Source organism: Serratia sarumanii (assembly GCF_029962605.1).
Lineage (GTDB): Bacteria > Pseudomonadota > Gammaproteobacteria > Enterobacterales > Enterobacteriaceae > Serratia > Serratia sarumanii.
This window is the reverse complement of the sequence record NZ_CP124750.1, coordinates 1872271-1889590: the sequence shown is the minus strand read 5'-3', so window position 1 is coordinate 1889590 and position 17320 is coordinate 1872271. Positions and strand designations below refer to the sequence as shown.

The window sequence follows — 17320 nt, the reverse complement described above, 5'->3', positions numbered from 1 at the left end:
TATAACTGCAATGCATAAGTAGAAATCCGGATCCCTGCCTTACGGTAGTGATTGGGCTCAACACCCCCGAAGGGCTGCGCGATCGTTTAATTCATTCGATGGCGTTAGCTGCATCTCCCTTCCGTCACGACAGAGAGGATTTTGAATGACCGACAAGAACACCCCGGCTCAGGAAGCCATAGCGGAAAACGCCACCCTGCTGAAGATCCTCGGCAGGCTGCTGTCCGCGCTGGACGCTTCGATCAGCGGGAAAGAACGCAGCATTCTGGTCGCTGAGCTCTCCAACTTCAATCTCGACGGCATTTCCGAAGCGGAAAGCAAGCTGGCCTCCGAGCTGATCAAACGGGCGCTGGAATCGCTCGATCATTAATCCTACCGCGCCTGCAAACCATTAAGCCTGCCTGCGCGGGCTTAATGGTTTTTCCCTCAGCCACGATCGAACATTGTTGCCGAAGCAGAAATACAGCAGCCTGATAATGTTGGATAAAAGGCAGGAGTCTCCCTCTTCTCCTCACTTTCTTCGTTTAATCACACCAAAGGGCAATAATTGATCGGTTGTTTTCGCAATCAGCCTTGGCGTTTTACCCACTAAACACGTTATCATCGACACACTCGCAGTGCCCCCTATCCCCCAGCCTCAGGAGAGCGATATTTTGGATGCCAGCACCATTAACAGTTTGTTCGTCATCGGTGCCGTGCTGGTGGGGGCAAGCATTCTGCTCAGCTCATTTTCTTCCCGGCTCGGCATTCCGATCCTGGTGATCTTCCTGGCGATCGGCATGTTGGCCGGCGTCGATGGCCCCGGCGGCATCGTCTTCAGCAATTACCCCGTCGCTTATCTGGTCAGCAACCTCGCGTTGGCGGTGATCCTGCTCGACGGCGGTATGCGTACCCGGGTCAGCTCTTTCCGCGTCGCCCTGTGGCCGGCGCTGTCTCTCGCCACCATCGGCGTGGTGATCACCGCCGGTCTGACCGGCATGGCAGCCGCCTGGCTGTTCAACCTCGATCTGCTACAGGGGCTGCTGATCGGCGCCATCATCGGTTCCACCGACGCCGCCGCGGTCTTCTCGCTGCTGGGCGGCAAAGGGTTGAACGAACGCGTCAGCGCCACGCTGGAGATAGAATCCGGCAGCAACGATCCGATGGCGGTGTTTCTCACCATCACGCTGATTGCGATGATCGCCGCCGGAGAAACCGCGCTGAGCTGGACCTTCCCGCTGCATCTGATGCAGCAGTTCGGCATGGGCATCGTCTTCGGTCTGGGCGGCGGCTGGCTGCTGCTGACGCTGATCAACCACATCAAACTGGCGGACGGCCTCTATCCGCTGCTGGCGGTGAGCGGCGGCATTCTTATTTTTGCGTTGACCACCGCGCTGGACGGCAGCGGCATTCTGGCGGTGTATCTGTGCGGCCTGCTGCTGGGCAACCGGCCGATCCGCAACCGGCACGGCATCGTACAAACCTTCGACGGCCTGGCGTGGCTCAGCCAGATCGGCATGTTCCTGGTGCTTGGCCTGCTGCTCAACCCGCACGAGCTGCTGCCGATCGCCATCCCTGCCCTGCTGCTGTCGCTGTGGATGATCCTGTTCGCCCGTCCGCTGTCGGTGTTTATCGGCCTGCTGCCGTTCCGCAGCTTTACCCTGCGCGAGCGCGGCTTTATTTCCTGGGTCGGCCTGCGCGGCGCGGTGCCGGTGATCCTGGCGGTGTTCCCGATGATGGCCGGGCTGCCCAACGCCCAGCTGTTTTTCAACGTGGCGTTTTTCGTGGTGCTGGTCTCCCTGCTGCTGCAAGGCACCACGTTGTCGTTTGCCGCCAAAAAAGCCAAGGTGATCGTGCCGCCGGCGCTGACGCCGATCTCCCGCGTTGGGCTGGACGTGCACCCGGAAAACCAGTGGGAACAGTTCGTGTATCAGCTTTCGGCGGAAAACTGGTGCGTCGGCGCGGCGCTGCGGGAGCTGAAGATGCCACCCAATACCCGCATCGCCGCCCTGTTCCGCGGCAAAGAACTGCTGCACCCAAGCGGCAGTACCCGCCTGCGGGAGAACGATATTCTGTGCGTTATCGGCCATGAGCACGACCTGCCCATCCTCGGCAAACTGTTCAGCCAGGCGCCGGCCGTGACGCTCGACGAGCGCTTCTTCGGCGACTTTATCCTGCAGTCGGATGCCCGTTTAAGCGACATCTCGCAGCTTTATGGCCTCAATCTGCAAGACGACGTGGACGAGCAGCAGACGCTGGGCCAGTTCGTCATTCAGCTGATCGGCGGCGAACCGGTGATCGGCGACCAGGTGGAATGGGACGGCCTGACCTGGACCATCGCCGAAATGGACGGCAATCAAGTCAGCAAGATAGGCGTGCGGATCGTAACCGACTGACGCTGCCGCACCGGCTGCGTTATCAGACGAGGGAACTTCTGGCCTTAAGAACGTTCTTAATCACTATCATGATGCATGAAATAGGGCGTCGCTGAATTATATCCCTTTGATATAAAAACTTAACAGCGGCGTCCACAGGGATTAAGGACGTGAACGGCAAGACTCGATTTCTTTCGGTAATGATGCTTATGGCGCTGGGCGTAGCGGCGCTCGATCTCAGCATCGCCGGTTTGGTCCATAGACTTTTAATTGGATAATTTCAACGTGACGCAGCAGGAACAAGAAAAAGACATTCTGGGGAAAATACTGGTGACGGTGTCCGCGCTTTGCCTGATTCTGGTGGCGACGTTGCTGATCTGGGGATTCGTGCTGGATTGACACCCCACGACGCTCAGACATAAAAAAAACCGCCGCGGCGGTTTTTTTTATGGGGCAGGCGATCAGATCTTGCAACCTTCGCAGTCCGCTTCGTCTTCGAGGAACTCAGGGACCTCTTTTACCTTCTGCGCCGCTTTTTCTTCGGCTTTCGCCAGTTCGGCATCGATATCAAAATCGAAAATATCATCACTCATCGCTTGATCCTCATTCTGCTTCGCGTTCAAACGCTGAGTATAATCGACAAGCCGCCGGCCGGAAACCTTTCAGTTTGCCGCCGCCAGCTGCGGCTGCTCATCCTGCGGCTTTTTTCCGTAGGCCATGTCGTACACGTCGTAGAAGTCGATTTCGCCCTTGTTGCCGATGATCACGCGCATCTTCTGTTTCAGCGCGGCGCCGATGGACGGCTCCTCCAGCAGTTGCTGCACCGCATAGGGCGACAGCGCGCGGGTAAAGTACCACTCGCCGTTGTAGCAAACCCGCAGATCGAGCACCCCGATGTCCTCGAAGCGGTATACCGGCCGGATCTCGATCAGCAGCATGGCGAACATGAACAGCACAAAAGCGGTGAAGCCCAGGAAAGCATATATCCCCATGTACGGCACCTGGTACATCACGGCGATCACCGCGAAATAACCGGCGAACATGGCAAGGCACAGATAGCGGTGAGTGCGAGCGAATTCGCTGTTGAAGCGCGGCTTGCCGTCACGCCCTTCGCGCCGATTGATCTGTTCAATCTCTTTAACCAAGATGCTTTTAATCGCGTCCATCGTTACAACCTTATGCTGGAAACAGCATTGCCATCAAATCTCACCGCTAAAAGTAACACAAGTACAGTTTCGCCAGGTAGATCAGTTAGCCAACTTAATGGCTGCAACTGTTATAGTTCGGCTTCAGCGCGGTTGGGCGGCCTTGCCTTGCGCAAACATGAACATGCGCTGGGCCACATCGTCGGCCTGTTTGATTTTCTGCTTTTGCGGTTCGTTGCTGCGTTGAATGGCGCGGGCGTAGGCGATTTCATGGGCCTGATCGATCATCGCGATGATCCGATCGCGTTCGGTCTTCTCCATATTGCCCAACATGGTGGTGATAATCGCCTGATAAGCGTTGGACGCGGCGCTCAGCGCTTTCTCTCTCGCCTCGAGGGCGGCGACGCGGTGCAAGAGTTCCTGCAGTTGCTCGGAGTGAGACATATCGACCTCCTGTTGCCGGGCAGCAAGCCTGCCTGATTACAGTTTAGCAAAGGATCGAAAGAGAAAGAGGAAGGAAAGCCAGCGGTTACGGTAAAGCACACCCGAAAATCCCAACGAGGAGCCGATAGTGCAAATCAACCCGGGTGCGCTTTACGGTAAGCGCGGTGAGATGAAGGGAAGAAAGCTGGCGCGCTATGCAGGACTCGAACCCGCGTCTATCAATTTTCAAGCCAAAACAAGCCATTATAAAACCAATCACTCTGCCAACTGAGTTAATAGCGCGTTCCTTCGCTTCGGGGCGCCATTATCCATAACAACATTATGGACTCAAGCTTTTTTAGCATAATGCGCTGAATTTACAGATAAGTCTTAGGCTATCGCCAGCGTTATGGCATTACGGCAGCTCAATAATCCGATAATCGCCGGCCATGAGCGGCTTGCACAAAATCTTGTAGCCATCGCTGTCAAAATGGCTGGCCGCACTCTGCAGCCGCTGCGCCTGCGCCAGGCTGCTGACCGAGCCCAGATAAAACCAATTGTGAATCACATGGTACTGACGCAGCGTCTCGCCCTGTTCTTCCAACGCCACGCGCCCGGCGAATGGCCAACAGGCGATGCGCAGCTGTTCAAGCGCCGCACCGAGCCGCTGCGCATGTTCCTGCGCCGACTCCACGCCGCAGCAGGCGCCGGCGCACTTGCGCAGGCTGTAGCGGAAGCAGGCTCGCCCCGCGGGCAGCTTGTCGATCCCCAGCTTGCCATAACATAAACGATGCTCGTCGGCGATGGCGCGCAGTTTTTCCAGCGCGGCATGGCGATTGGCAAACAGCCCGTAGAGGTGGGGCGTGACGGCGAAATCGATCTCTTTGGCGTGGGCAATCGTCACCGTATCCGCCAGCAGACGCAGCGCACACAGCTGTTTCGAGCGCCGCAGGCGTTTGTTGAACAACGGTTGTTGCTGCTTGATCAACTGCGCCTCCAGCAGCAATGCACCCAACTCGCCGGCGGTCTCGATAAAGCTGATGCGCCGGGTTTGGCGCAGCATTTTCGCCTCGTCCTGCGCGCGAAAATGCGCCATCACCCGGCTGCGTACGTTGACGCTTTTACCGATGTAAAGCGGCAGGCTTTCGCTCTCGCCGTGGAACAGATAGACGCCCGGCCCCTTGGGCAACGGCGCCAGACAGGCGCGCAGGTGCTCCGGGTATTGGTAAATGTCGAGTTCCGGCTCGAGGCGGTTTGGCATCATGGCGGCGGCGTTATCCTGCTAATGAATGAATACTGGTTTTTTACCCAGTATAACGCGCCACACAGCCGGTTGCACCCCGAAGGATAATAACTCGCCGTGATCTTTAGCGGGAAAGCCTTTACTATCTCCTTTCCAGCGGGAAAGCGCCTCACGTTTAGCGCCAGTTCAAGCTGGCGCTGCCATGATGGCAGACTGGAACCGCCGCTTTTATCGTTATGGAAAACCTGGGCATGACTTCACTGAAACTCACACCCCGTCGTCTGGCGTTGATCGCCGTCATCATTTTCATCTGCGTCGCCATCGCGCTGGCCCTCTATTGGCAACGCCCGCCGCAGCAGGATTACGTTACCGCAACGGCCCGCCTGGGCGATATCGAGAACGCCGTGCTGGCCACCGGGCGACTGGATGCCGTCGAACGCGTTAACGTCGGTGCGCGGGTCTCCGGTGAAGTGAAATCACTGAAGGTCAAACTGGGCGATCGCGTCACCAAAGGGCAACCGATCGCCGACATCGACGATCTGCAACAGCGCAACGATCTGCGCAACGCCGAGGCGGCGCTGAACGTAGTTAAAGCCAATATGTTAGCCAAACAGGCCTTGTTGAAACAGGCAGAGTCGCGTTTTAAACGCCAGCGCCGCATGCTGAACGACGAAGCCAGTTCGCGGGAAGACTTCGAGACCGCCGAAGCCTCGCTCGCCACCACTCGCGCCGATCTGCAGGCACTCAATGCGCAGTTGGTGCAATCGCAGATCGAAGTCGAGAAGAAAAAAATCGATCTGGGCTATACCCGCGTGGTCGCGCCGATGGACGGCATTGTTATCGCCGTGGTCACGCAGCAGGGGCAAACGGTCAACTCCAGCCAAAGCGCGCCGACCATCGTCAAGCTGGCGCGGCTGGATACGATGACCATCAAGGCGCAGATCTCCGAAGCCGACATCACCCGTATTTCGCCGGGGCAAAAGGCTTACTTCACCATTTTCTCCGATCCGGATAAGCGCTACGACGCCACGCTGCGCACCATCGAGCTGGCGCCTGAATCGGTGATGAAAGACGACTCGCTCGCCGGCACCAGCTCCGCTTCCGGCTCCGGCACCTCGAATGCCTCGGTCTATTACAACGCGCTGCTGGACGTGCCCAACCCGGAAAACCGCCTGCGCATCGCCATGACCGCGCAGGTGTCCTTGCTGCTCGGCGAAGCAAAGAACACCCTGCTGGTGCCGATCCAGGCGGTGCATAAAACCGAAGGAAAAGGGCAACAGGTGCAGGTGCTGACTCAGGATCAGCGGCTGGAAACGCGCGAAGTGACTACCGGCATCACCAACAACGTCGACATTCAGATCCTCAGCGGCCTGAAAGCCGGTGAAACCGTGGTGCTGTCGCAGACCGCCGCCAAGCCGGCTGAGGATGGCATCTTCCTGTGAACGCGATCATCGAGCTAAAAGGCATCAGCCGAACGTACACCAACGGCGGCCAGGCGCTGACGGTGTTGAAAGACATCGATTTGACCATCGCCGCCGGCGAACTGGTGGCGATCATCGGCGCCTCCGGTTCCGGCAAATCGACGCTGATGAACATCATGGGCTGCCTCGATGTGCCGGATCGCGGCGACTATTACATCAGCGGCCAGAACGCCGCCCACCTGTCGCCGGACGAACTGGCCCGCCTGCGCCGCGAGCATATCGGCTTTATCTTCCAGCGTTACCACCTGATGCCCGATCTCAGCGCGCTGGGCAACGTTGAAATTCCGGCCATCTACGCCAACGCCCGGCGCGATCAGCGGCGGCAGCGGGCGGCGCAACTGCTGGCGCGGTTGGGCCTGGAGGGGCGCGAAGACCACAAGCCCGGCCAGCTTTCCGGCGGCCAGCAGCAGCGCGTCAGCATCGCGCGCTCGCTGATCAACGGCGGCGAAATTATCCTGGCGGACGAACCAACCGGCGCGCTGGACACCCAATCCGGCCAGGAAGTGCTGGCGATCCTCAGCGAGCTGAACCAACGCGGCCACACCGTGGTGATCGTCACCCACGATATGAAAGTGGCGCAACATGCGCAGCGCGTCATCGAACTGCAAGACGGCAAAATCATCGCTGACAGCGGCCGCCAATCGGCACCCGCCGCAGCGCTGCCGCCGCCGAACCGCAGCCGGCAAAGCGGCTGGCAAAGTCTTATCGACCGCACCCGCGAGTCGCTGCACATGGCGCTGAAGGCGATGAACGCCCACCGCCTGCGCACCGCGTTGACCATGACCGGCATTATCTTCGGCATCGCCGCCGTGGTTACGGTAGTCGCGCTGGGCGAAGGCGCCAAACAGCGCACGCTGGAGAATATCAAGGGGCTCGGCACCAACGTGGTGAGCATCTATCCGGGGCGCGACTTCTTCGACGACGCCATCGACAGCATCCGCACCCTGGTGCCGGCCGATGCCGACGCGCTGGCGCAGCAAAGCTTCGTCGACAGCGTCAGCCCGGAAGTCAGCGCGTCCGACAGCATCCGTTTTCGCAGCAAATCCTCCACCGCGTCAATCACCGGCGTCGGGCGCGATTATTTCCGCGTCAACGGCATCACGCTGGTGCAAGGCGCCACCTTCCGCGACGATCGCAACGCGCTGCAGGAGGTGATCATCGACGACAACGCGCGCCAGGCGCTGTTCGGCGATTTCGGCGTCGAGCCGCTCGGCCAGATCGTGTTTCTCGGCTCAGTGCCGGCGCGGGTGGTCGGCGTCGCCAAAAGCGAACGCAACTATGCGCCCAACCGCATCAGCGTCTGGATGCCTTACAGCACGGTGATGTACCGCATGGTCGGCAAAACCACGCTCAGCGGCATTACCGTGCGGCTGAAGGATGACGTCGCCAGCGAAGCCGCCGTCAGCGCCATTACGCAGTTGCTGACCCAGCGCCATGGCGTCAAGGATTTCATGACGTTCAACCGCGATCAGTTCCGTAAATCGATCGAGCGCACCTCGATGACGCTCAGTTTGCTGATCCTGATGGTGGCCTCGATCTCGCTGGTGATCGGCAGCCTGGGCGTGATGAACATCATGCTGGTCTCGGTGACCGAGCGCACCCATGAGATCGGCGTGCGCATGGCGGTCGGCGCAAGGCGCGGCGATATCATGCAACAGTTCATGATCGAGGCGGTGCTGGTCTGTTTGATCGGCGGCGCATTGGGCATCGCGCTGTCGTTCGCCGCCGGTTCGCTGTTCACCTCGCTGGCGGGCGGCATGTTCACCGCCATCTATTCCTGGCAAGCCGCCGCGACGGCGTTTTTCTGTTCAACCTTAATCGGCATGATCTTCGGTTATCTCCCCGCCCGCAAAGCGGCAAGGATGGATCCGGTCGTTTCATTGGCCAGCGAGTAACCCATGAAAATTTTATCTCCCCTGGCGTTAAGCCTCGCCGCCCTGCTCACCGCCGGCTGCGGCAATGCCCTGAAAAGCGACTACCGGGCGCCGCAGGTCAACTATCCGACGAGCTGGCAGCACGCCGCCGACAACGCCGCGCCGACGCCGTTCGACTGGCGCGATTTCCACGATCCCGAGCTCGATCGCTGGCTGCAACAGGTGATGGCCAGCAACAACGATCTGGCCGTCGCCGTGCTGCGCGTCTACCGTGCGCGGCTCGAGGCGGAACGCGTCGGCATCAGCACCGCCCCCGACGTCAACGCCTCGTTGAACAGCGGCATCAATCGCCCGCTGTCGGAGTCCTCCGCCTGGAATAAAACCAGCGGCGCGACGCTCTCTACGAGCTATGAAGTCGACCTTTGGGGCAAACTGGCGCGCCAGCGCGATGCCGCCGAGTGGGCCAGCCAGGCTTCCGAGCAGGATCTGCAAACGGCGCGCCTGACGCTGCTGGCCAACGCCGCCACGAATTACTGGCGCATCGGCTTCCTCAATCAGCAGATCGGCGTCAGCCAGGCGAGCATCGCCTACGCCAAACAGACGCTGCGGCTGGCCAACGCCCGCTACCGGGCCGGCAGCATCTCGGCGCTGGACGTGGTGAACGCGGAACAGAACGTGCTGACGCAGGAAAGCCGGCTGCTGGCGTTGCAACACGATCGTCAACAGGCGCTGAATGAACAGACGGTGCTGTTGGGCGCGCCTTCAGGCCAGGCCACTATCGCGCCCGCGCGTCTGCCGACGACGGCGATGCCGCAGATCAACACCGGCATCCCCGCCAGCGTCTTGAGCCGGCGCCCGGATCTCAGCGCCAAAGAGCTGCGGTTGCGCGCCGCCCTGGCCAACGTCGACGAGAAACGTCTGCAGTACTATCCCGCGTTCAGCCTGACCGGCTCGCTGGGCGCCAGCAGCAGCGCGCTGCTGGAGTTCCTGCGCAACCCGACGGGCAGCCTCGGCGCCGGCCTGACGTTGCCATTCCTGCAATGGCGGCAAATGGGGGTGGATATCAAGATCGCCCGTAACGACTACGAACAGCAGGTGCTGGCCTTCAGGCAGGCGCTGTACAAGGCGATGGGTGATGTGAATAACGCCCTGTCGCTGCGCGCACAGCTGCGGGCGCAAGAGACGCAGCTGCAGGCCTCGCTGGCATTGGCGCGCAAATCGGAGCGGCTGAACGAGGTGCGTTACCGGCAGGGCGCCGTCACCATTACCGACTGGCTAAATGCTCAGGAGCAGCGCCGTCAAGCGGAACTGGCGGTGGACGAGAACCGCTTCGCGCAGTACCAGAACCTGGCGAAAATCTATCTGGAATTCGGCGGTTCGTCGGTACCCTAAACCAAACAGCCTGGCCATCCTCCGGCCAGGTGATTTTTTAGCGGTGAACACATCAATTTTTCCTGTTTTATCTCCCGTACTCTCTATACTTCAAACATACCTAATCAGACGAAAAACCGTCAAATCGCACAATTATTAGACCATTCTCGCACCAAATCGGTGCAAACACTTAAGTTAAACTGCTGGATTTGATCGGCGCAAGATATAACGTTAAGCTATAGATGCAAAATAATTAGTCACCTAAATGACATAACCTTGGCATAAACGACGATATTTTGTGATCCACATCCCAACTTAAATGTGGATAATGAATCGTCTTGAACCGCGATTCGATTAGCCGATTTGATAACTCGAAAACAACAGTGAACGGAGATTACGCTTTCACGAACAACGAATAATTCATTAAGGGATGATTATATGAAGTTAAGAAAAAAACGACATAAACCGATGCACATTAACGACATCACCATCATCGATGACAGCAAACTCAAGAAGGCGATCACCGCGGCGGCCCTGGGCAACGCGATGGAGTGGTTCGACTTCGGCGTATACGGCTTTGTCGCCTATGCGCTTGGCCAGGTCTTCTTCCCCGGCGCCTCTCCCGGCGTGCAAATGATCGCCGCGCTGGCGACCTTCTCCGTGCCCTTCCTGGTGCGTCCGCTCGGCGGCCTATTCTTCGGCGCCATGGGCGACAAGTTCGGTCGCCAAAAGGTGCTCTCGGTGACCATTATCATCATGGCGGTCAGCACCTTCTGTATCGGCCTGATCCCGTCCTATGCGTCGATCGGTATCTGGGCACCGATCCTGCTGCTGCTGGCCAAGCTGGCGCAGGGCTTCTCCGTCGGCGGTGAATATTCCGGTGCGGCGATCTTCGTCGCCGAATACTCGCCGGACCGCAAACGCGGCTTTATGGGCAGCTGGCTGGACTTCGGCTCCATCGCCGGCTTTGTGATGGGCGCAGGCGTGGTGGTGCTGATCTCCAGCATCGTCGGCGAAGCCAACTTCCTCGACTGGGGCTGGCGTATCCCGTTCTTCATCGCCGCACCGCTGGGCCTGATCGGTCTCTATCTGCGCCATGCGCTGGAAGAAACCCCGGCGTTCCAGCAGCACGTGGACAAGATGGAAAAAGATGACCGCAACGCCATCGAAAATCCGCCGAAAACCTCGTTCAAAGAGATCGCGGCCAAACACTGGAAAAGTTTGCTGGTGTGCGTCGGTATCGTCATCTCCACCAACGTGACCTATTACATGCTGCTGACCTACATGCCGAGCTACCTGTCGCATAACCTGCACTACTCGGAAGATCACGGCGTTCTGATCATCATCGCCATCATGATCGGCATGCTGTTCGTACAGCCGGTAATCGGCCTGACCAGCGACCGCATCGGCCGTAAGCCGTTCATTATCGGCGGCAGCATCGGCCTGTTGGCGCTGGCGATCCCGTGCTTCATTCTGATCAACAGCAACGTGATTGGCCTGATCTTCGTCGGTCTGCTGGTGCTGGCGGTGCTGCTCAACTCCTTCACCGGGGTGATGGCCTCGATTTTGCCGGCGATGTTCCCGACGCACATCCGTTACAGCGCGCTGGCGATTTCGTTCAACATTTCGGTGCTGATCGCCGGTGCGACGCCGACCGCCGCCGCCTGGCTGGTCGAAGCGACCGGCAACCTGTACATGCCGGCCTACTACCTGATGGTTGTGGCGGTGATCGGTCTTATCACAGGTCTGTACATGAAAGAAACCGCCAACAAGCCGCTGCGCGGCGCGACGCCGGCCGCTTCGGACCGCTCAGAAGCGAAAGAGCTGCTGCAGGAGACCTACGACAACATCGAACAGAAAGTCGAGGACATCAACGCGCAGATCGCCGAATTGGAAAAGAAAAAGCAGATCCTGATCGACCAGCATCCCAAGCTGGATTGATCCGCGCGAAAACACAAAAGCCACCCGTTTGGGTGGCTTTTTTACTTTGATTTCAAAAGGAATAATGCGCAGCGCATTTTATGGCAAGCGGGATTGGTGGCACGCTTTGCCGCACACCTTTATTAATGAAGAACATAATCATGAGCACGATGGACCTTTCCATCATCATCGGCATCCTGGTTATGCTCGCCCTGTGGCTTGGCGCACTCTTCAACATCGGTGATATCACCTTGAGCATTTCACGTCTGTTCCACTGGATTGAAAGCCAACGCGGCTAACCCCATGCCGACGGCGGAAAACATCGGCTATGATTGAAAGGCCTTACCGCCATTTTCCGAGACTGTCGCTCGCGATAAAGAGGACCGCATCATGACCGACTATGCGTTCTACAATCAGATCCTGACCCGGCTGGCCGCCAATCACCCCGGCACGCTGGATGAAAAAACCTATGAACTGTGGAAACAAGACGCCACCAGCCCGCACGCCTTCGCCGATCCCTTCGCCTATCTCAAAACCAAGGGCCTGATACAGGCCTATGTGATGAGCGACATCGACGAGAACAACTATGATATCGACCCGCATCAAACGCGGATCACTGCCGCCGGTCTCGAATTCATTCGCAACGGCGGGTTCAAATAAGGGGGATACCCGCCAACAAAAAACCGCCAGACGGCGGTTTTTTTTACTCTAAAAGCGGGCGAACCGGCTCAGGCGGGGAAAGGCCGGTAAAAAATGCGCAGCACTTCGTTGTCGCCCTGGCGTAAAAAACCGCCTTCCGGCTGCCAGCGCAGATCGCGCGCCAGATTGAGATTTTCCCAGCCGACCGCGCCCCCCACGCCGATGCAAAGATTTTTATTGCCGGCGGCAAAGCCTGCACCGGTGCCGATCATGGCATGCAGCAAACGGGGCGCCGTCGCGTCACGCAGGGAAAATATGCCGATAAAACATCCCTGCGGCGCGCGCAACATATCGGCCATGGTGCGGATCTCGGTATCGTCAGGGCTGACGAAATGTTTGTATTGCTTATCGAATACCGTCTGCCACAGCTGCTTGTATTTCGCCTTGCTAAGCGCGCCTGAACGGTGGGCGCACAGCACCACCGCATCCCAGCACATCTCCCCGCTCAGCGAAAGATACTCTTCCGTATCGGCTTGCGGCTTGTCGGCGTAATGCCGCGCAAATTCAGCCGCATTCAAATGCGGCGGCACGGCCTGTTTGGCAACGTCACTCTTGTAGCGTTTGAAATTCAACCAATGCATGGGAAGTATCCTCTTCATCCGCTAGATTTATGAAGCTGAAGCCGTGGACGAGACGAGCCATCAAATCCAGGGCGTCGTCGGCGATGGCCGTTTCGTCGTCATTCAACCCCTGTTCCACCGACCGCTCAATCGCGTTCATCACCGCCGGAGCGCTGGTTTCCTCCCCCTGCGACACCACGTCTAATACGGCTTTGCCGATCGCCAGACAAAGCTCATGATCAAACTCAACCTCTTTATACGGCTGCATAATCACTCCGATAAATTTTTACCCAAGAATACTAGACCACAATGGCGTATCGCGCCTGTCATCGTAGCGTAGCAATCTATGCAGCCGAAGAGAAATGCATCGGGCCCCGGGTTGATAGCCCGAAGCCCGATAACGAGCAGGTTATTGCGGTGCTTGTTCGGTGGGGCGAATGATAAAACAAGTGGCGGTTGCCGAAGCCAGCAGCTTCCCTTCCGCCGTTTTGAGCGTGCCTTCAGCGAAAGCGACGTTCTTCGCCGCATAGACCAGACGCCCCTCGGCGATCAGGTCACTCTCCTTCGGCACAGGGCGCAGCATTTTTACCTGCAGATCGACGGTGCCGTAACCTACGCCTGCGCCCAGCGTACTGTGCACCGCGCAACCAGTCACCGAGTCCAATACCGTGGCGGCAAAGCCGCCATGTACGCCACCCAGCGGATTCAGATGGCGCCCGTCTGCCCGCGCCACGATACGGATATACCCTTCTTCCACCGCAACCGGCTTCATAGGCACGGTTTCAGCGATCGAGGCCGCTGGGATCTTGCCGGCCATTGCAGCCTGTAACAGCGCCAGCCCGGTCATTTTTGTCGGGTCCATGGTTTTCTCCTCGGATCAGTAAACCTTTCATATAGTAGAGGTCTGACCTGTTGGTTTGCTTTTTCGTGCTGGTGGCTTCTTCCCCCTTGATTCACTGAGTGTGAGCACCATCACTCTTTAGCGTCAATAACCACAGTTTTTTAGCGCCTTTAGATTTAAAACAACTTTCTGTTGTAACCGCCGCCGGAAACTGAACGCAGTTAAGTTCAACATTATTAAGGCGTATCTATCATGGATTTCTTTCTGCAATTAGCGGTTATATTGGCATGCCTGCTGTATGGGGCGCGCAAGGGCGGCATTGCGCTGGGGTTACTGGGCGGTATCGGGTTGATGATCCTGGTGTTCGGCTTTCACCTGCAGCCCGGCAAACCGCCGGTAGACGTGATGCTGGTGATCATCGCGGTGGTGGCGGCCTCCGCCACCCTGCAGGCCTCGGGCGGGCTGGACGTGATGCTGCAAATCGCCGAACGGATGCTGCGGCGCAACCCGCGCTACGTCTCGATCATCGCACCGTTCGTGACCTGCATTCTCACTATTCTGTGCGGCACCGGGCACGTGGTGTACACCATCTTGCCGATCATTTATGACGTGGCGATCAAAAATAACATCCGCCCGGAACGGCCGATGGCGGCCAGCTCGATCGGCGCGCAGATGGGCATTATCGCCAGCCCGGTTTCGGTAGCGGTCGTTTCATTGGTGGCGATGCTCAGCAGCTATACCTTCAATGGCCGCCATCTGGAATTCCTCGACCTGCTGTCGATCACCATTCCTTCCACCCTGTGCGGCATTCTGGCGATCGGCATCTTCAGCTGGTTCCGCGGCAAAGACCTGGACAAAGATCCGGAGTTCCAGAAATTCATCTCGGTGCCGGAAAACCATCGCTACGTCTATGGCGATGCCGCCACCTTGCTGGACCGGGTGCTGCCGCGCAGCAACTGGATCGCCATGTGGATTTTCCTCGCTACCATCGCCCTGGTGGCGGTGCTGGGGGCATTTTCCGAGCTGCGGCCCAGCTTCGGCGGCAAGCCGCTCTCCATGGTCCTGGTGATCCAGATGTGCATGTTGATGGCCGGGGCGCTGATCGTCATCATCACCCGCACCAACCCGGCGTCTATTTCTAAAAACGAAGTGTTCCGCTCCGGCATGATCGCCATCGTGGCGGTGTATGGCGTCGCCTGGATGGCGGAAACCATGTTCGGCGCGCACCTGGCGCAGATCGAAGCCACCCTGGGCGTGCTGGTGAAAGAGTACCCCTGGGCCTATGCGCTGATCCTGCTGCTGGTGTCGAAATTCGTCAACTCGCAGGCCGCCGCGCTGGCGGCACTGGTGCCGGTGGCGCTGGCGATCGGCGTCAACCCGGCCTATATCGTCGCTTCGGCGCCGGCCTGCTACGGCTATTACATTCTGCCAACCTATCCCAGCGATCTGGCAGCGATCCAGTTCGACCGCTCCGGCACCACCCGCATCGGCCGCTTCGTGATCAACCACAGCTTTATTCTGCCCGGCCTGATCGGCGTTAGCGTCTCCTGCGTCTTCGGCTGGATCCTCGCTGCGGCGTTCGGTTTCTTATAATTGGTACTGCGGAGCCCTGCGGGGCTCCCTGCAAGCAGGATGACAATCCATGGGCATGGGGTATGACAAAAAAGGGAAGAATACAGGTGTAACGCGAATTTCAGGCACAAAAAAACCGCCTCTCGGCGGTCTACGACATTACTACTTATTGCTTTGATTATTCGGTATTTTCGTTCCCTGGTACCCGGGGCGGGACTTGAACCCGCACAGCCATAAGCCGAGGGATTTTAAATCCCTTGTGTCTACCGATTTCACCACCCGGGCTCGGGAAAGTTGGAGGCGCGTTCCGGAGTCGAACCGGACTGGACGGATTTGCAATCCGCTACATAACCGCTTTGTTAACGCGCCTTTATTCTGTTTGCCTTTTCAGGCCAAAGCCGGTGATTCACCCACTTCGTTTTGTTCTTTTGATCGGCGATGTTGAAATCGCTTATCTTAATCATCTGATTCTTAAGTAATTTATTTCGTTACCGCCGAATCGATGGACTGCATTATGGACTAAACCCCCCACCTTGGCAACCCCTCGAAATAGCAAAAAGTTCTCTAACGCTTTCAACTGCTTATTTTGTGGGCGCACTGTTCACAATGCCAACGCAAAGGCAAGCGAAATGTTGATTTTATATGCATCGGTTCAGGGATTCACGGGCAAATCGGATCTTTTTTCTCAGCAGGAATCGCTTACCCGCGCCCTCTGCAGCTTTTCACTTGCTTATGGTGATGGGATATCAGGCATAACATTATCATGAATCTCCGGTGCCGCTGCCCCGAACGGCCAACGCAACTGCAAGGCTGGAGACTGACGTCAGATTGTACACCGTACGGCGCCCAATCAAATGTGCCTGATTGCACCATGCAACGGATGCATCCTGGGGTATGAAAACGACAGCAGATATAGTGGCAATAATCGAGCTAGCAGGATGAAGAAGGGTTTCACCGGACGGCAAAGGAATAGAAAACGAAAAAGGGGCCGAAGCCCCTTTTCGCTTACCTGCTGAATCACGGGGATTCAACAGGCTAATGTTTGGAGCGGGAAACGAGGCTCGAACTCGCGACCTCAACCTTGGCAAGGTTGCGCTCTACCAACTGAGCTATTCCCGCATTACCAGAACTGACTGATTTATTTGCTATCTTTCGGCAATTCATCGTTGTCGTCTGATGCGATGCATTCTACTTGCCTGACGTGATGAGTCAATAAAATTGTTGGCTCATCACGATCGTTTGCCGATTTTTGCAGCGTATCGATCACGGTTCCAGCAGATCGTTGCGCGCCGCTTTCAAATATTGGAACATCGACCAGAAAGTCAGCACCGCCGCGATATACAGCAAGCCAATCGCCACATACTCTACGGAGCGATCCGGCCGCCACAGCAAACCCACCAGCGACATCATCTGCGCCATGGTTTTCACTTTGCCGATCCAGGATACCGCCACGCTGCTGCGCTTGCCAATTTCCGCCATCCACTCGCGCAGCGACGAAATGATGATTTCACGGGCGATCATGGTGGCCGCCGGCAGCGTGATCCACCAGCTGTGGTAGTGCTCCGCCACCAGCACCAGTGCCACCGCCACCATCACTTTGTCCGCGACCGGATCCAAAAACGCCCCGAAGCGCGTCGTTTGTTTCCAGCGGCGTGCCAGAAAGCCGTCAAACCAGTCGGTGACGGCGGCGAACACAAAGATAACGGCGCAAACCATCGGAGCCCAGTTGAACGGCAGATAAAACGCCAGCACAAAGAATGGGATCAGAACTACGCGAAACAGGGTAAGCCAAGTCGGTATATTCAATTGCATAATGCTACGGTAACTATCTGGCTAG

Annotated in this window: 18 protein-coding genes and 4 tRNA genes; 10 read left to right on the top strand and 12 right to left on the bottom strand. The window is 57.8% G+C overall.

The genetic code is table 11. The annotated features are described in order from the left end of the window. The first annotated feature begins 145 nt into the window (after positions 1–145). The 3 genes from SSARUM_RS08970 (at position 146) to SSARUM_RS08960 (ending at position 2753) form a co-directional block, all read left to right on the top strand. Complete coding sequence (locus tag SSARUM_RS08970; RefSeq protein WP_033638012.1) at positions 146–370, top strand: hypothetical protein; 225 nt, start codon at positions 146–148, stop codon at positions 368–370. A gap of 283 nt (positions 371–653) precedes the next feature. Further along, positions 654–2375, top strand: coding sequence for a potassium/proton antiporter (locus SSARUM_RS08965; protein WP_060387562.1), 1722 nt, complete (start codon positions 654–656; stop codon positions 2373–2375). A 249-nt stretch (positions 2376–2624) separates the two neighbouring features. Next, positions 2625–2753, top strand: a complete 129-nt coding sequence (locus SSARUM_RS08960; RefSeq protein WP_033638010.1) for a hypothetical protein — start codon at positions 2625–2627, stop codon at positions 2751–2753. 62 nt (positions 2754–2815) lie between these two features. Here SSARUM_RS08960 and SSARUM_RS08955 read toward each other — a convergent pair whose 3' ends face one another. The 5 genes from SSARUM_RS08955 to cho all read right to left on the bottom strand — a co-directional run bounded on the left by SSARUM_RS08955 (position 2816) and on the right by cho (position 5186). Then, positions 2816–2947, bottom strand: coding sequence for a hypothetical protein (locus SSARUM_RS08955; protein ID WP_015377413.1), 132 nt, complete (start codon positions 2945–2947; stop codon positions 2816–2818). A 69-nt stretch (positions 2948–3016) separates the two neighbouring features. Further along, a complete protein-coding gene (locus SSARUM_RS08950) occupies positions 3017–3520 on the bottom strand; it encodes a YlaC family protein (RefSeq protein WP_033638009.1) in 504 nt (167 codons plus the stop codon). A 123-nt stretch (positions 3521–3643) separates the two neighbouring features. Further along, on the bottom strand, positions 3644–3943 hold the full coding sequence (locus SSARUM_RS08945) for a sigma-S stabilization anti-adapter protein IraP (protein ID WP_049195113.1): 300 nt from the start codon (positions 3941–3943) through the stop codon (positions 3644–3646). 185 nt (positions 3944–4128) lie between these two features. After that, positions 4129–4225, bottom strand: a tRNA-OTHER gene (locus tag SSARUM_RS08940). Between the two features lie 112 nt (positions 4226–4337). Next, positions 4338–5186, bottom strand: coding sequence for an excinuclease Cho (cho, locus tag SSARUM_RS08935; RefSeq protein ID WP_060387822.1), 849 nt, complete (start codon positions 5184–5186; stop codon positions 4338–4340). 230 nt (positions 5187–5416) lie between these two features. Here cho and etsA point away from each other — a divergent pair, with 230 nt between their 5' ends. The 6 genes from etsA to SSARUM_RS08905 all read left to right on the top strand — a co-directional run bounded on the left by etsA (position 5417) and on the right by SSARUM_RS08905 (position 12471). Next, entirely contained in the window at positions 5417–6607 is a 1191-nt protein-coding gene (gene etsA, locus SSARUM_RS08930) for a macrolide efflux RND transporter periplasmic adaptor subunit EtsA (protein ID WP_455678619.1), read from the top strand. Further along, positions 6604–8541 carry a MacB family efflux pump subunit gene (locus SSARUM_RS08925; protein WP_060429858.1) on the top strand — a complete coding sequence of 646 codons (1938 nt, stop codon included), beginning with the start codon at positions 6604–6606 and terminating at the stop codon, positions 8539–8541. The genes etsA and SSARUM_RS08925 overlap by 4 nt, the downstream gene beginning before the upstream one ends. 3 nt (positions 8542–8544) lie before the next feature. Next, positions 8545–9912: a macrolide efflux RND transporter outer membrane subunit EtsC gene (gene etsC / locus SSARUM_RS08920; RefSeq protein ID WP_060429856.1), complete on the top strand. Its 1368-nt coding sequence runs from the start codon at positions 8545–8547 to the stop codon at positions 9910–9912. Between the two features lie 417 nt (positions 9913–10329). Continuing rightward, positions 10330–11832, top strand: a complete 1503-nt coding sequence (proP, locus tag SSARUM_RS08915) for a glycine betaine/L-proline transporter ProP (protein ID WP_060429854.1) — start codon at positions 10330–10332, stop codon at positions 11830–11832. 140 nt (positions 11833–11972) lie between these two features. Next, the gene (locus SSARUM_RS08910; protein ID WP_162062229.1) at positions 11973–12110 is read left to right on the top strand and encodes a hypothetical protein; all 138 of its coding nucleotides are present in this window, start codon (positions 11973–11975) and stop codon (positions 12108–12110) included. Between the two features lie 91 nt (positions 12111–12201). Next, the gene (locus SSARUM_RS08905; RefSeq protein WP_033646469.1) at positions 12202–12471 is read left to right on the top strand and encodes a hypothetical protein; all 270 of its coding nucleotides are present in this window, start codon (positions 12202–12204) and stop codon (positions 12469–12471) included. A 68-nt stretch (positions 12472–12539) separates the two neighbouring features. Here SSARUM_RS08905 and SSARUM_RS08900 read toward each other — a convergent pair whose 3' ends face one another. The 3 genes from SSARUM_RS08900 to SSARUM_RS08890 form a co-directional block, all read right to left on the bottom strand. After that, positions 12540–13091 (bottom strand): hypothetical protein, encoded by a 552-nt coding sequence (locus tag SSARUM_RS08900; protein WP_033638004.1) that lies wholly within the window; start codon positions 13089–13091, stop codon positions 12540–12542. Further along, positions 13057–13338 (bottom strand): hypothetical protein, encoded by a 282-nt coding sequence (locus SSARUM_RS08895; RefSeq protein WP_060387559.1) that lies wholly within the window; start codon positions 13336–13338, stop codon positions 13057–13059. Before SSARUM_RS08895 ends, SSARUM_RS08900 begins: the two co-directional genes overlap by 35 nt. 141 nt (positions 13339–13479) lie before the next feature. Further along, entirely contained in the window at positions 13480–13932 is a 453-nt protein-coding gene (locus tag SSARUM_RS08890) for a PaaI family thioesterase (RefSeq protein WP_033654150.1), read from the bottom strand. Positions 13933–14163: 231 nt separating this feature from the next. On the opposite strand from SSARUM_RS08890, the gene SSARUM_RS08885 reads away from it, so the two are divergent. Further along, positions 14164–15504: an anaerobic C4-dicarboxylate transporter gene (locus SSARUM_RS08885; protein WP_033646470.1), complete on the top strand. Its 1341-nt coding sequence runs from the start codon at positions 14164–14166 to the stop codon at positions 15502–15504. A 178-nt stretch (positions 15505–15682) separates the two neighbouring features. Here the strand turns inward: SSARUM_RS08885 and SSARUM_RS08880 are convergent. The 4 genes from SSARUM_RS08880 to pgsA form a co-directional block, all read right to left on the bottom strand. Further along, positions 15683–15768: transfer RNA gene (locus tag SSARUM_RS08880), tRNA-Leu, on the bottom strand. Between the two features lie 10 nt (positions 15769–15778). After that, a tRNA-Cys gene (locus SSARUM_RS08875) sits at positions 15779–15852 on the bottom strand. Between the two features lie 674 nt (positions 15853–16526). Then, positions 16527–16602 (bottom strand) — tRNA-Gly (locus SSARUM_RS08870). Between the two features lie 144 nt (positions 16603–16746). Next, positions 16747–17295 (bottom strand): CDP-diacylglycerol--glycerol-3-phosphate 3-phosphatidyltransferase, encoded by a 549-nt coding sequence (pgsA, locus tag SSARUM_RS08865; protein WP_033637960.1) that lies wholly within the window; start codon positions 17293–17295, stop codon positions 16747–16749. Positions 17296–17320 lie beyond the last annotated feature (25 nt).